Genomic DNA, 13,819 nt, shown 5'->3' with positions numbered 1-13,819 from the left:
GCTGGTCGGCGGCCGCTACCGCCTCGCCGACAAGATCGGCCACGGTGGCATGGGCCAGGTGTGACCGCCTACGACGAGCAGCTGGACCGCCGGGTCGCGGTGAAGCTGCTCCGCACCGACCTGGCCCTGGCCGCCGGCGACGGCTCCGAGACCGGCCGCTCCGAACTGCGCCGGCGGTTCCGCAGGGAGTGCCGGGTGACCGCCGGCTTCGACCACCCGGGCCTGGTCACCGTCTATGACGCGGGGGAGGACGGCGAGGAGATCTACCTGGTGATGCAGCGGGTACCCGGCCTGAGCCTCGCCGACCTGATCGCCGAGGAGGGCCCGCTCCCGGTCGCCCGGGCAGCCGCGGTGGCCGCGCAGATCTGCGGGGCACTCGCTGCCGTGCACGCCGTCCCGGTGGTCCACCGGGACCTCAAGCCAAGCAATGTGATGGTCCGTGAGGACGGCCGCGTGGTAGTGCTGGATCTCGGCATCGCCGCCGTCCTGGAGACCGGGGCGACCAGGATCACCCGCACCGGCGGGGTGGTCGGCAGCCCCCCGTACATGGCTCCCGAACAGGCCCTTTCCACCACCGTGGACCCCCGCAGCGACCTCTATGCGCTGGGCTGCCTGCTGCATGAGATGGTCGCCGGAGAGCCCCCGTTCCGTGCACCCACCGCGCTAGGCGTGATGCAGCGGCACGCCGACGAGCCGCCGGTGCCGCTGCGGACGCTGCGCCCGGACGTCCCGGCCGCGCTGGAGGACCTGGTGCTGGCCCTGCTGGCCAAGCAGCCCAAGGACCGCCCCGCCGACGCCCAGGAGGTCTACCGGCGGCTGCTGCCGCTGCTGCCGCCCGCCGAGTCCGACCCCGCTGCGGCGCTCCGCCCGTACGGAGCGCTGCCGGACCCCGCCAGGCCGTACCGCCATCCGCTGGCACCGCAGCCCGTGCTCCCGGCCCGCGCTCCGGCACCGGGGGCCGGACCCGTGCCCGCGGCCGCCGCCCGCCCGGCTGCTCCGCCGGACCTGGCGGAGGCCTGCCGCCGGGTGCCGGAACTCCTGGACGCGGGCCGGCTCAGCGAGGTCGTCGACCTGGTGGCCCAGGTCCTGCCCGACGCCCGCGGGCAGCACGGCGACCAGGCCCCGATGGTGCACACCCTGCGCCGGGTCTACGCCCGCACCCTGCTGGTGGAGCGCCGGTACCGGACGGCGCTGCCCGAGTGGCAGTCGCTGGCCCGGTCGGCCGCCGCCGAACGCGGACCTGGCGACCCCGAGGCGCTGGAGTGCCGGCGGGAGGCCGCCATCTGCCTGGAGAAGCTGGGCGAGACGGCGGCGGCGCTGGCCGAGTACCGGTATCTGCTGCCGCTGTTCGAGGCCGGACTGCGGCAGCCCGGCGGGGGAGACCAGGACCGGGTCTTCGATCTGCGGGAGCGGATCGGCAAGCTGCTCGCCGCCGACGGCGACCTGCGGGGCGCCCAGGAGGTGCTGCTGCCGCTGCTGGCCGACAAGGAGCGCCGCTACGGCCCGCACCACCGTGAGGCGGCGCAGCTGCGGTTCGAGCTGGACTGGCTGCGGCGCGGCAGCCCGGCCCCCGGCGGCGCCGGCTCGCCGCCCGACCCGCGCAGCGGCTCCTGGGCGGCGGCCCCGCGAGGCCCGGTGCCCGGCAACCCCTATGCATCCGGGACGCAGCCGTCCGGCTGGTGAGGGCGTCCGCGCCCGCCGGTCGGGGGCGGAATGAGGGCTTTTCGGGTGGTCGCCCGGCCTTGATCAGTCGAAGCCATGGCCATGACGCCCGGCTCCTCCCTATCCTGCCTCCCGGCAGCACACACAGCACAGGACATTGCACGGGACACACAGCACGCCACCGCCGGGAGGCTCAGTGATCCGCAACTCCGTCCCCGACCGCACCGCGGCGCCCGTCCGCAGGCGGGCCGCAGCCGTCGCCGGGGCGGTGCTCGCCGCAGCCGCGCTCACGGCCTGCGGATCCACCGCGCACCCCGGTGCCGCCGCCGTCGTCGGTGACCACCGGATCACCACCTCCGCCGTGGAGGCGCGGGTGACCGCCTTCCGCGACGCGGTCGCCGACGAGAGCCAGGGCCAGGCCCAGGCGGAGAACGGCGGGCTGGTCCGCAACACGGTGCGCGACATGATCCTCTCGGACCTGGTCTCCCACGCCCTGGCCGAGCACCAGCTCTCGGTCAGCGCCGAGGAGGTCCAGCAGGCGCATGCCTCCGACGCCGGCCAGCTGGGCGGCGAGACGGCACTCACGCGCGCCCTGCTGGAGCAGAAGGGCGTCGCCCCCTCCGCCACGGACGACTTCTACCGGCGGGTGCTGGGCATGCAGAAGCTCGCCGCCCTCACTGGTGCCGACCCCAACACCGAGCAGGGCAGCGAGGCGCTCCGCAAGACGCTGGCCGATGCGGCCAAGGACCTCAAGGTGGAGATCAACCCCCGGTACGGCACCTGGGACCCGCAGAAGGTCACGTTCTCCGACGACGCCGACAACTGGCTGCGCACCGGGAGCACCAAGGCCTCCTGACCGGCGGCCCCGCCGTGTACGCCGGGCGTGTGGCGTCCGGTGTGCACGGCGGGGGCACGGGTAGGCGCAGGTCATGCGGATGCCAGTGGAAGCAGTAGTGGTCAGCGATGTGACGCCCGCCGTGGTCGTGGTCGTCGTGATCGGTGTCCTGCTCGTCGTGGCGCTGGTCGCGGCCTTCATCGTCGGCTACCGGCGCAAGCAGGACGAGCCGCCGCCGCCGGTGTCGCACGGCCCGGGCAGCGAGTCCTGGGGAACCCGGGACCAGCGGCAGCAGGAGCAGCACCCCGAGGAGCACACCGGCGGGGACCGCGGCCGGCAGCCGGGCGGCCCGGCGCACTGAGCCCGGGCGCGTCACCCCTGACGACCCGCCGGGGCCCCGGCACCGGAGGGCGGTAGGTTCATGCCGTGGCATCGATCAGTGAGCACCCGCAGCAGCCCCGGCCCGAACCCGCGTCCGCACCGGCCGGCCGCCTCGTCCTGCTGACCACCACCCACCGGGTCGCCCCCGGACTGCTCTCCTGGCCTGCCTGGGAGACCCTGCGCGGCGCCGACCTGGTCCTGGTGGGCGATCCCGGCCATCCGCAGCTGCCCGCCGTACGGCAGGCGGGCGTACAGGTCGAGCAGCACTCCGCGCCGACCGTGCCGTCCCTGGCCCGCAGCCTCGCCGAGGCCGCCGCCGTCCCCGGCCGCACCCTGGTCTGGATCGGCGGCGCCGACGGGGACCCCGGCCTCACCGACGCCCTTGCCCGGCTGGCCGTCGAGGGAGGCCTCGACCCGGTCCCCGAGATCGAACTGCTCCCCGGCTCCTATGACCTGCCCGGGGCGCGGCTGCTCGACCTGGTGGCCGTGATGGACCGGCTGCGCTCGCCCGGCGGCTGCCCCTGGGACGCCGAGCAGACCCATGGCACGCTGGTGAAGTACCTGGTCGAAGAGGCCTTTGAGCTGGTGGAGGCCATCGAGGAGGGCGATCGGGAGTCACTGCGCGAGGAGCTGGGGGACGTTCTGCTCCAGGTGGTCTTCCACTCCCGGATCGCCGAGGAGGACCCCGAGGAGCCCTTCTCCGTCGACGATGTCGCCGCCGGACTGGTGGAGAAGCTGATGTACCGGCATCCCCATGTCTTCGGCAGCGTGGACGCCGACACCCCGGCGCAGGTCGAGGCCAACTGGGAGGAGCTCAAGGCCGCCGAGAAGCAGCGGGACTCCTCCGTCGACGGCGTCCCGCTGGCGCAGCCGGCCCTCGCGCTGGCGGCCAAGCTGGTCTCCAGAGCCTCCAAGGCCGGGCTGGACGTACCGGCCGGGACGCTCGCGCAACCGCTGCCCGGCGGCACCGACGAGACCACCGTGGGCGACACCCTGCTCGGCCTCGCCGCCATGGCCCAGGCCCGGGGGATCGACCCCGAGGCCGCACTGCGGGCCGCGGCGCGCCGCTACCGGGACGCCGTCCGCGACGCCGAGCGGGCCGGCTGACCCGGACCGCGTCACCCAGCCGTACACCGTCCCGCTCTGCCGTTCCCCGCTCCGGCGTGCCGCGCTCTGCCGTTCCCCGCTCCGGCGTGCCGCGCTCCACGGCGGAGCGGGCCGGCCGGCCGTGCACTGCCCAGGGGTCCCCGCACACCTGGGCGGGGGACCGGTGCGGCCCGGTGGTCAGGCGGCCCGGTGGTCAGGCGGTGGGCTGGGGGCGGCCGAGGTTCTCGACCGCGTCACGCATCCCGGCCAGCCAGGCGTCGCGGTCGCCGGCCCGACGCTGCTCGTAGCGGGCGACCTCGGGGTGCGGCAGGATCAGGAACCGCTCCTCGGCCAGCCCGGAGACCACCGCCTCGGCGACATCGGCAGGCTCCAGGATCGAGCCGAAGGCGCCGAGCACCGCCTCCACACCCGGGTCCTCGATGAGCCGGGTCCGTACGCCCTGCGGGCAGAGCACACTGACCCCGATGCCGCGCGAGCCGTAGGTCACGGCCAGCCACTCGGCGAAGGCCACCGAGGCGTGCTTGGTGGCGCTGTACGGGGCGTCCCCGGGCATGGTGAGCAGTCCGGCGGCCGAGGCGGTGTTCAGCAGCCAGCCGCGGCCCCGGGAGAGCATCCCGGGGACGACCGCCCGCGCCGCGTACACCTGCGACATGACGTTGATGTCCCAGCAGCTCTGCCAGAGCGCGTCCGGCGCCTCGATGCCCTGGGCGGTGCCCACCCCGGCGTTGCTGCAGAAGAGGTCGATCGGGCCGAGGTGCTTCTCCGCGGTGTCGACCAGCGTCCGCACATCGCTCTCCTGCGAGACGTCGCTGCTGACGCCGACCGCCCGGCAGCCGCCCTGGTCGAGCTCGCCCGCCAGATCCTCCACCGCGGCGGCGTCCAGGTCCGCCAGCAGCAGCCCTGCCGCGCCCTCCGCCGCGAAGCGGCGGGCCAGCGCCGCGCCGATGCCGCCGGCTGCGCCGGTGACGACCACCACCGCACCTCGTACCTGCATGGACTGCTCCTCCCCGCGGCCTTCTCCGCCCTGAGCGGCCGCTGAACGGCACTGCCCGGGATCGTAAGCTCAGCACGACCCGCTGCGACAGGGCATGTCCGGTAGGTGATCAGACTCACGTCGACGGGCCAGGCGTTAGGTTCGAGGGATGCCGGTACCGCACGCCCCCGCCCTGTTCACCTTCGAGTTCGCCGCCGATCCCTACCCGGCGTACGCCTGGCTGCGGGAGTACGCCCCGGTGCACCGCACCACGCTGCCCAGCAGCGTGGACGCCTGGCTGGTGACCCGCTACGCGGACGCCCGGCAGGCGCTGGCGGACTCCCGGCTGTCCAAGAACCCGGTGCACCACAGCGAGCAGGCGCACCGCTCGGGGAGGGTCGGCATCCCCGGTGAGCGCAGCGCCGATCTGATGACACACCTGCTGAACATCGACCCGCCCGACCACACCCGGCTGCGCCGGCTGGTCTCCAAGGCCTTCACCCCGCGCCGGGTCGCCGAGTTCGGGCCCCGGGTGCAGCAGCTCACCGACCGGCTGATCGACTCCTTCGCGGAGCGGGGCAGCGCCGACCTGATCCATGAGTTCGCCTTCCCGCTGCCCATCTACGCCATCTGCGACCTGCTGGGCGTACCGCCCGAGGACCAGGACGACTTCCGCGACTGGGCGGGCATGATGATCCGGCACGGCGGCGGTCCGCGCGGCGGCGTCGCCCGGGCGGTGAAGCGGATGCGCACGTATCTGGCCGAGCTGATCCACCGCAAGCGCTCGGAGCTGACCGCGCAGCCGCTGCCCGGTGAGGATCTGATCTCCGGCCTGATCCGGGCGAGCGACCACGGGGAGCACCTCACCGAGAACGAGGCCGCCGCGATGGCTTTCATCCTGCTTTTCGCCGGTTTTGAGACCACCGTCAATCTGATCGGCAACGGTACCTACGCCCTGCTGCGCAACCCGGAGCAGCGCGCCCTGCTCCAGGAGTCCGTCCAGCGCGGCGACACCTCGCTGCTGGCCACGGCGGTGGAGGAACTGCTGCGCTACGACGGCCCGGTGGAGCTGGCCACCTGGCGTTTCGCCACCACCCCGCTGGACATCGGCGGCGTCGCGATCCCGGAGGGGGACCCGGTGCTGGTGGTGCTGGCCGCGGCCGACCGCGACCCGGACCGCTTCGAGGGCCCCGACACCCTGGACCTCGCCCGCCGAGACAATCCCCATCTGGGCTTCGGCCACGGGATCCACTACTGCATCGGCGCCCCGCTGGCCCGGCTGGAGGCCCAGTGCGCGCTGGCCACGCTCCTCACCCGCCTCCCCGATCTGCACCTCGCCGCCGCCCCCGACGACCTCCGCTGGCGGGGCGGTCTGATCATGCGGGGTCTGCGCACCCTCCCGGTGGGCTTCACCCCGGAGCGGGGCGCCTGACCGCAATTGCCTGACGGCTGTTCAGTCCGGTGTTTTTCAGGGGCGGACAGCGACCGCGCGTAGGCGTCCGGCGACAGTGGGTCTGCCTTTGTGTGATGTTTGTGATGCCGGGTTGTTATGGGTCAGATGATCTGACTACGCTCCGGGCGTCCGCTCTTGCGGATCCCGACGTGCGGGACGCCGAGTCCTGTCCACCGTGCGCCGGGTCACCGTCGACCGACTTTGCGGACAGGAGCGGGGGAACCAGGTAAGCCGCCGCGCACGCCACGCTGCGCGGCTCGGGGTGAAGCCGTCCGCAAGGACGGCCGGGCCAGCCTCCCGGCCCGAACCCGACAGCTCACCTCGCAGGCGTCGGAGAGGGACCCCTTCATGGTGCTTTCCGGCAATGGCCGCCACCGCCGCCCCCGCCCCAGCCAGACCAAGAAGTTCGTCACCGCGGCCGGGGTGACCGGCGCGGGCATCGCGCTGCCGCTGCTGACCGCGGGCGGTGCCTCCGCCGCCTCCGTTTCCACCTGGGACAAGGTCGCCCAGTGCGAGAGCGGCGGCGACTGGGCCATCAACACCGGCAACGGCTTCTACGGCGGTCTGCAGTTCAGTCAGTCCACCTGGGCCGCGTACGGCGGCAGCGCCTACGCCGACCGCGCCGACCTGGCGACCAAGGGGCAGCAGATCTCCATAGCCGAGAAGGTGCTGGACGCACAGGGCGCCGGGGCCTGGCCGGTCTGCTCGGTGACTGCCGGTCTGTCGGCCGGCGGCGCCGCCGCGGTGGTGGACACCGGCAGCACCGTCTCCACCGTCGACGGCGCGTCCGAGGGCGCCGCCTCGCGGGACAGCGACCGCGGCTCCCTGGACACCTCCTCCGACAGCACGGCGCCGGCCGCCGACGCCACCCAGTCCGAGAAGGGCCCGAGCTTCGACGGCAAGGACGGCTGGGACGCCCAGGACGGCGTCTACTGGTACCAGGAGGGCGGTTCCTGGCACTGGACCAGCCACCGCGACGTGTACCAGCAGCACATCGCCCAGCCGCACACCGACTCCGCGGCCCCCACCGGCCGGACGACGGGGCGGCATGCGGCCCCGGTTTCGGACGACGGCGACTACACGGTCCGGACCGGCGACTCCCTGTCGCAGATCGCCGAGACCCACCAGGTGCACGGCGGCTGGCAGCACCTGTACCAGGAGAACCGCTCCACGGTGGGCGGCGACCCCGACCTGATCCTGCCCGGACAGGTGCTCAACTTCGGCTGACCGCAGGCCAGGGGCCGGACCGGGAGGGCCCGGTCCGGCCCCTGGCGTATCCGGCCGCCCGGGAACGGGCGGGTGAACTACCGGTGGGTAAGGGTGTTCGATCGGCGAGACAGGGCCCGGGCAGCGATGGCCCCGGGCGCCGGTGCGGTTAGGCTCTGGTCGTAACGCATCCATATCCGCCCTAAGGAGATGCCTCGTGCCGTCCATCGATGTCGTCGTAGCCCGGGAGATCCTCGACTCGCGAGGCAACCCCACGGTCGAGGTCGAGGTCGGCCTCGACGACGGCAGCACGGGTCGTGCGGCGGTGCCGTCCGGCGCCTCCACCGGCGCCTTTGAGGCGCTGGAGCTGCGCGACGGAGACAAGTCCCGCTACGGCGGCAAGGGCGTGGAGAAGGCCGTCCTCGCCGTCATCGAGCAGATCGGCCGGAGCTGGTCGGCTACGACGCCACCGAGCAGCGGCTGATCGACCAGGCGATGCTGGACCTGGATGCCACCCCGGACAAGTCCTCGCTCGGCGCCAACGCGATCCTCGGTGTCTCGCTGGCCGTCGCGCACGCCGCCTCCGAGGCGTCCGACCTGCCGCTCTTCCGCTACATCGGCGGCCCCAACGCCCATGTGCTGCCGGTCCCGATGATGAACATCCTGAACGGCGGCTCGCACGCCGACTCCAATGTGGACATCCAGGAGTTCATGATCGCCCCGATCGGCGCGGAGTCCTTCTCCGAGGCCGTCCGCTGGGGCGTCGAGGTCTACCACACCCTGAAGGGCGTCCTGAAGGAGCGCGGCCTCTCCACCGGCCTGGGCGACGAGGGCGGCTTCGCGCCCAACCTCGACAGCAACCGCGAGGCCCTGGACCTCATCGTCGAGGCCATCAAGAAGGCCGGCTACACCCCGGGCAAGGACATCGCGCTCGCCCTGGACGTCGCCGCCTCCGAGTTCTACAAGGACGGCGCCTACCAGTTCGAGGGCAAGGCGCTGTCCGCCGCCGAGCTCACCGACTACTACGCCGAGCTGGTCGCCGCGTACCCGCTGGTCTCCATCGAGGACCCGCTGAACGAGGAGGACTGGGACGGCTGGAAGACCATCACCCAGAAGCTCGGCGACAAGGTCCAGCTGGTCGGCGACGACCTCTTCGTCACCAACCCCGAGCGCCTGGCCCGCGGCATCGAGTCCGGCACCGCCAACGCGCTGCTGGTGAAGGTCAACCAGATCGGCTCGCTCACCGAGACCCTGGACGCGGTCGAGCTGGCCCAGCGCAACGGCTACCGCTGCATGATGTCGCACCGCTCGGGCGAGACCGAGGACGTCACCATCGCGGACCTGGCCGTCGCCACCAACTGCGGCCAGATCAAGACCGGCGCCCCGGCCCGCTCCGAGCGCGTCGCCAAGTACAACCAGCTGCTGCGCATCGAGGAGATCCTCGACGACGCCGCCCAGTACGCCGGCCGGGGTGCCTTCCCCCGCTACAAGTACGAGGGCTGAGTCGCGGCTTTTCCGGGTGCCCCGCTGCCCACGCCCTAGGGTGTGGGCAGCGGGGCACCCGCACGACTGACGAGGGGACGGAGCAGATGGCGATCCGGACGGCGTCCGCAGCTGGGTCCCGGCCGCGCTTCACCGGCCGGGCCGCGATGCTGGCTCTGGTGCTCTGCTCGCTGATCGCGGCGCTGGCCTACCCCACCCGGCAGTTCATCGCCCAGCGCGCCGACATCGCCGCCCAGCGCGCTGCCGCCGAGCAGGCCCGCGCCCGGGTCGAGGAGCTCCGGCGGGAGAAGGCCCGCTGGCAGGACCCGGCCTATGTGCGCACCCAGGCCCGTGAGCGCCTGCACTACGCCATGCCGGGGGAGACACCGTACGTCTCGGTGGACCCGTCGGCCGGACAGCGCTCCTCCGATGCCTCGGCCCCCACCCGCGGCGGCGCCCGGCAGCCCTGGTACGCCAGCGTCTGGGACTCCGTGGACACCGCCGACCGCGCCGTGAGCGCGCCCCCCCGACCCTGACCTCCCCCCACGAGACAGCACCCCACATGACTTCTGCCGAACACCCCGCCCAGCCCACCCAGGACGCCGCCGCCCAGGCCGTGGACCCGGCCGACATCGCCGCGATCGCCGAGCAGCTCGGCCGTGTGCCGCGCGGACTGCGCGCCGTCGCCCACCGCTGCCCCTGCGGCCTCCCGGACGTCGTGGAGACCGCCCCCCGGCTGGAGGACGGCACGCCGTTCCCCACCCTCTACTACCTGACCTGCCCCCGGGCGGCCTCGCTGATCGGCACCCTGGAGGCCGACGGCGTGATGAAGGAGATGACCGCCCGGCTGGGCGAGGACGAGCAGCTGGCGGCCGGCTACCGCGCCGCCCATGAGGACTACCTGGCCCGGCGGGACGCCGTGGAGGTGCTGGAGGGTTTCCCCAGCGCCGGCGGTATGCCGGACCGGGTGAAGTGCCTGCACGTCCTGGTCGGCCACTCACTGGCGGCGGGTCGAGGCGTCAACCCGCTCGGCGACGAGGCGCTGGACATGCTGCCGGAGTGGTGGCGCAAGGGCCCCTGCGTCTGCGCGGCGTCCGGGGCCGAGGAAGAGGGAAAGAAGAAGTGAGCACCACCCGTGTCGCCGCGGTCGACTGCGGCACCAACTCGATCCGTCTGCTGGTCGCCGACCTGGACCCGGACACCGGCGAGCTCAAGGACCTGGACCGCCGGATGACCATCGTCCGCCTCGGCCAGGGCGTGGACCGCACCGGCCGGCTGGCACCGGAGGCGCTGGAGCGGACCTTCGCCGCCTGCCGGGAGTACGCGGCACTCGTCCATGAGCACGGTGTCGGGCCGGAGCACACCCGCTTCGTCGCCACCAGTGCCTCCCGCGACGCGGAGAACCGCGACGACTTCGTCCGCGGAGTGGTGGAGATCCTGGGCGTCGAGCCCGAGGTGATCACCGGGGACGAGGAGGCGCAGCTCTCCTTCACCGGGGCCACCCGTGAGCTTGCCGCCGCCCGGCTGCACCTGGAGCGGCCGTTCCTGGTGGCGGACATCGGCGGCGGCTCCACCGAGTTCGTGCTGGGCGACGACGCGGTGCGCGCCGCACGCTCGGTCGATGTGGGCTGTGTACGGATGACGGAGCGCCACTTCCACGGCGCCGACCCGGTCACCGCCGAGCAGATCGAGGCGGCCCGGGCAGACATCGAGCGCGCCCTGGACACCGCAGCCGGGACGGTCGCCCTGGGTGAGGCCCGCACCCTGGTGGGGCTGGCCGGGTCGGTCACCACGGTGGCCGCGATGGCGCTGGGGCTCAGCGAGTACGACTCGGCGCGCATCCACCACTCCCGGATCCCGCTGGAGCAGGTCCGCGAGGTGACCCGGCGGCTGCTGGCCGCGACCCACGCCGAGCGCGCCGAGAGCCCGGTGATCCATCCGGGCCGGGTGGATGTGATCGGTGCGGGGGCACTGGTGCTGCTGGCCCTGATGGAGCGCCTGGGCGCCTCCGAGGTGGTCGTCAGCGAGCACGACATTCTGGACGGAATCGCCTGGAGCATCGCCGGCTGAGGCCCGTCCGGGGGGCACGCGCCCGGGCGGCCCGACGAACTTCGTGAATTTCTTCACATGGAGTTCCCGTGCTTCGGTGCCGCCGACCGTAGTCGACGTCCGATATGCGGGACGAAGGTCGTCGGCCGCCCTGGCGTGTGGATCCCAGGCCAAGCCCGCGATCCATGCAGAGAATCGAAAGACTGTGCCGGGAACCGCAGCCTTCCGGGGATCGTTGCTGCTCACAGCGGTGGTCCGGCGCGGTCGGCGCCGCAGGCCGTCCGGCCCTGCCAGGGCCTGCCCCGCACGGCCCTGCGGCCCCCGGAATGTGGGCCGCGAAATATAGCACACCATGTCCAGAGGCTTGTGAGCGGGCTCACGAGGGGACCTCCAGAGCGTGCTGGATACTTTCGGATATGAGCACCACGGAGCGTCCTCGCATCCTCATCGTCGGCGGTGGTTACGTCGGCCTGTATGCCGCGATGCGCATCCTCAAGAAGATGCGCTACGGCGAGGCGACTGTCACAGTCGTCGACCCGCGGTCGTACATGACGTACCTGCCCTTCCTTCCGGAGGCCGCGGGCGGCAATGTCGCCCCCCGTAACCTCGTCGCGCCGCTGCGCCGCGTCCTGCAGAAGGCCGAGGTGCTGACCGGACATGTCACCGGGATCGACCACGGCCGCAAGGTCGCGACGGTCACCCCGCTGGCCGGCGACGCCTACGAACTCCCCTTCGACTACCTGGTGGTGGCGGCCGGTTCGGTCTCCCGCACCTTCCCGATCCCCGGTCTGGCCGAGCACGGCATCGGCATGAAGACCGTGGAGGAGGCCATCGGCCTGCGCAACCATGTGATGGCGCAGCTCGACAAGGCCGAGTCGACCACGGACAAGGACGTCCGCCGCCAGGCCCTCACCTTTGTCTTCGTCGGCGGCGGCTTCGCCGGCGTGGAGACCATCGCCGAGGTCGAGGACATGGCCCGTGACGCGGCGAAGATCTACAACACGGTGAGCCGCGAGGACATGCGGTTCATCCTGGTCGAGGCCGCCAACCGGATCCTCCCCGAGATGGGCCCGGACCTGGGCGTCTGGACCAAGGAGAAGCTCGAGGAGCGCGGCATCGAGGTCTTCCTGGAGACCTCCATGGACTCCTGCGTCGACAAGCACGTGGTGCTGAAGAACGGCGTGGAGGCCGACGCCTCCACCATCGTGTGGACCGCCGGCGTCAAGCCCAACCCGGTGCTTGCCGACTTCGGCCTGCCGCTGGGCCCCCGCGGCCATGTGGACACCGCTCCGACCCTCCAGGTCAAGGGCTTCGACTACGTCTGGGCCGCCGGCGACAACGCCCAGGTGCCCGACCTGGCCGTCGGCGAGGGTGCCTGGTGCCCGCCGAACGCCCAGCACGCGGTGCGCCAGGCCATCGTGCTCGGCGACAACGTGGTGTCCGGGATGCGCGGCTTCCCGCAGGCCGACTACAAGCACAAGAACCTGGGTGCGGTGGCCGGCCTCGGCCTCCACAAGGGTGTGGCGATCCTCTTCGGCAAGTACAAGCTGAAGGGCCGCCCCGCCTGGTGGTTCCACCGCCTGTACCACGGCAGCCGGGTGCCGACGATGAACCGCAAGGTCCGGGTCTTCACCGACTGGACGCTGGCGATGTTCCTCAAGCGCGAGACCGTGGGCCTGTCGCAGATGGAGAACCCGCGCGAGGCGTTCTTCGAGGCGGCCGCCCCGGTGCCCGCCCCCCGCAGCGAGAAGGCCCTCGCCGAGAAGGCGTCCTGACCTCGCGGTAGTTCGGAGGCCCTCCGCCCGGCAGCGTCGCCGGACCACGACCTCCGTGGTGCTCAGCCGGCCCTGGTGCCGGGCGGAGCCGCCCCGCGTATCGCGGGCGTGGAAGAAGCCCCCCGGTCGACATCCGTCGACCGGGGGGCTTCTTCCTTGTGTCCGCACGGCCGTCGGAGCCGCTGCGACAGGGCGCTGTTCGAGCCGTTGGGCCCCGCGATGCGCTAATGATGCGTCAGATCACATGAAAACAAGACAACTTCCATGGCTGCGGGCATGCAGGCCGTGGTGTGCCGCACTAGGCTCATGCTGTCCCCGAACGGGGGGAAGCGGGGTGTGCGCCCGGATGGTGGAATGCAGACACGGGCAGCTTAAAACTGCTTGGCCGAGAGGTCGTGCCGGTTCGAATCCGGCTCCGGGCACCCCTGCCGACCGGCCCGTTGCCGGGCACGGTGCCTCACCCTCCGGGTGATTCCCTCCGGCTTCGGGAAGACCGGGGGAACGCGCAGCCCCGGCGCGCGGCGTATGGCGCCGGTGGGCCCCCGCAGGAACAAGGCGGGCGACATCACCGGCTGATGGCTGAAGCGGCACCCTGGCGGCACACGGTCGGGTCCGGCCCGCGCGGAGCGGTCCCGGCGAGGAGTCGGCGAGGGTGGGTGGCGGCCGTCGCGTAGGCGAAGGGGCCGGCCCCCTCGACCCGGGCAGGCGCCCGGCGCCGTACGGCCTGCGGCACCCGTGGACGGCGGTGCAGGCGCGCCATGGGCCGGTCGAGCCGTGGCCGGGCGGCCGGGCGGCCGGGCGAGGACGGCAAGCGGCGGGCCGTCGCACCTTCGTGGCCGCCGGCCCGGGGCGGGCCGGGCGTGGGTTCAAGGCGCAGGGCGCCTCCCCGCCCTGCA

10 protein-coding genes, 1 tRNA gene, 2 pseudogenes and 1 riboswitch are annotated in these 13,819 nt (G+C 72.9%); of the genes and pseudogenes, 12 read left to right on the top strand and 1 reads right to left on the bottom strand.

The window, feature by feature from the left end; genetic code table 11:
* Positions 1-60: 60 nt before the first annotated feature.
* The 4 genes from AB0761_RS15970 to AB0761_RS15955 all read left to right on the top strand — a co-directional run bounded on the left by AB0761_RS15970 (position 61) and on the right by AB0761_RS15955 (position 3,985).
* Positions 61-1,683, top strand: a complete 1,623-nt coding sequence (locus AB0761_RS15970; RefSeq protein WP_377269681.1) for a protein kinase — start codon at positions 61-63, stop codon at positions 1,681-1,683.
* 175 nt (positions 1,684-1,858) lie between these two features.
* A complete protein-coding gene (locus tag AB0761_RS15965) occupies positions 1,859-2,518 on the top strand; it encodes a SurA N-terminal domain-containing protein (protein WP_377269680.1) in 660 nt (219 codons plus the stop codon).
* Between the two features lie 79 nt (positions 2,519-2,597).
* Complete coding sequence (locus AB0761_RS15960) at positions 2,598-2,858, top strand: DUF6479 family protein (protein ID WP_377269679.1); 261 nt, start codon at positions 2,598-2,600, stop codon at positions 2,856-2,858.
* 74 nt (positions 2,859-2,932) lie between these two features.
* Positions 2,933-3,985: a MazG family protein gene (locus AB0761_RS15955; RefSeq protein ID WP_377274142.1), complete on the top strand. Its 1,053-nt coding sequence runs from the start codon at positions 2,933-2,935 to the stop codon at positions 3,983-3,985.
* A gap of 193 nt (positions 3,986-4,178) precedes the next feature.
* Here the strand turns inward: AB0761_RS15955 and AB0761_RS15950 are convergent, their stop codons facing one another.
* Entirely contained in the window at positions 4,179-4,979 is an 801-nt protein-coding gene (locus AB0761_RS15950; RefSeq protein WP_377269678.1) for an SDR family oxidoreductase, read from the bottom strand.
* 148 nt (positions 4,980-5,127) lie between these two features.
* Between AB0761_RS15950 and AB0761_RS15945 the strand changes: the two genes are divergently transcribed.
* The 8 genes and pseudogenes from AB0761_RS15945 (at position 5,128) to AB0761_RS15910 (ending at position 13,345) form a co-directional block, all read left to right on the top strand.
* The gene (locus AB0761_RS15945) at positions 5,128-6,390 is read left to right on the top strand and encodes a cytochrome P450 (protein ID WP_377269677.1); all 1,263 of its coding nucleotides are present in this window, start codon (positions 5,128-5,130) and stop codon (positions 6,388-6,390) included.
* Between the two features lie 204 nt (positions 6,391-6,594).
* Positions 6,595-6,756, top strand: a riboswitch (cyclic di-AMP (ydaO/yuaA leader).
* Between the two features lie 3 nt (positions 6,757-6,759).
* Positions 6,760-7,638, top strand: coding sequence for a transglycosylase family protein (locus tag AB0761_RS15940; RefSeq protein ID WP_377269676.1), 879 nt, complete (start codon positions 6,760-6,762; stop codon positions 7,636-7,638).
* Positions 7,639-7,834: 196 nt separating this feature from the next.
* Positions 7,835-9,120 (top strand): annotated as a pseudogene (eno, locus tag AB0761_RS15935) (phosphopyruvate hydratase).
* Between the two features lie 86 nt (positions 9,121-9,206).
* A complete protein-coding gene (locus tag AB0761_RS15930) occupies positions 9,207-9,635 on the top strand; it encodes a septum formation initiator family protein (protein ID WP_377269675.1) in 429 nt (142 codons plus the stop codon).
* 33 nt (positions 9,636-9,668) lie between these two features.
* Positions 9,669-10,225: pseudogene (locus AB0761_RS15925) on the top strand (DUF501 domain-containing protein).
* Positions 10,222-11,169: an exopolyphosphatase gene (locus tag AB0761_RS15920; protein ID WP_377269674.1), complete on the top strand. Its 948-nt coding sequence runs from the start codon at positions 10,222-10,224 to the stop codon at positions 11,167-11,169. Before AB0761_RS15925 ends, AB0761_RS15920 begins: the two are co-directional and overlap by 4 nt.
* A 395-nt stretch (positions 11,170-11,564) precedes the next feature.
* The gene (locus AB0761_RS15915; RefSeq protein ID WP_377269673.1) at positions 11,565-12,923 is read left to right on the top strand and encodes an NAD(P)/FAD-dependent oxidoreductase; all 1,359 of its coding nucleotides are present in this window, start codon (positions 11,565-11,567) and stop codon (positions 12,921-12,923) included.
* Between the two features lie 340 nt (positions 12,924-13,263).
* Positions 13,264-13,345, top strand: a tRNA-Leu gene (locus tag AB0761_RS15910).
* Positions 13,346-13,819: the final 474 nt, after the last annotated feature.

This window comes from Peterkaempfera podocarpi, from assembly GCF_042466665.1.
Classification (GTDB): domain Bacteria; phylum Actinomycetota; class Actinomycetes; order Streptomycetales; family Streptomycetaceae; genus Peterkaempfera; species Peterkaempfera podocarpi.
The sequence above is the reverse complement of the archived record's forward strand: the minus strand, read 5'-3'. Positions and strand labels throughout refer to the sequence as shown.

Bases quoted from the DNA above. Each gene is read 5' to 3' on its own strand.
- AB0761_RS15930 (WP_377269675.1), top strand. From the start codon at position 9,207: ATGGCGATCCGGACGGCGTCCGCAGCTGGGTCCCGGCCGCGCTTCACC.
- AB0761_RS15915 (WP_377269673.1), top strand. From the start codon at position 11,565: ATGAGCACCACGGAGCGTCCTCGCATCCTCATCGTCGGCGGTGGTTAC.
- AB0761_RS15960 (WP_377269679.1), top strand. From the start codon at position 2,598: ATGCCAGTGGAAGCAGTAGTGGTCAGCGATGTGACGCCCGCCGTGGTC.
- AB0761_RS15945 (WP_377269677.1), top strand. From the start codon at position 5,128: ATGCCGGTACCGCACGCCCCCGCCCTGTTCACCTTCGAGTTCGCCGCC.
- AB0761_RS15940 (WP_377269676.1), top strand. From the start codon at position 6,760: ATGGTGCTTTCCGGCAATGGCCGCCACCGCCGCCCCCGCCCCAGCCAG.
- AB0761_RS15950 (WP_377269678.1), bottom strand. From the start codon at position 4,979: ATGCAGGTACGAGGTGCGGTGGTGGTCGTCACCGGCGCAGCCGGCGGC.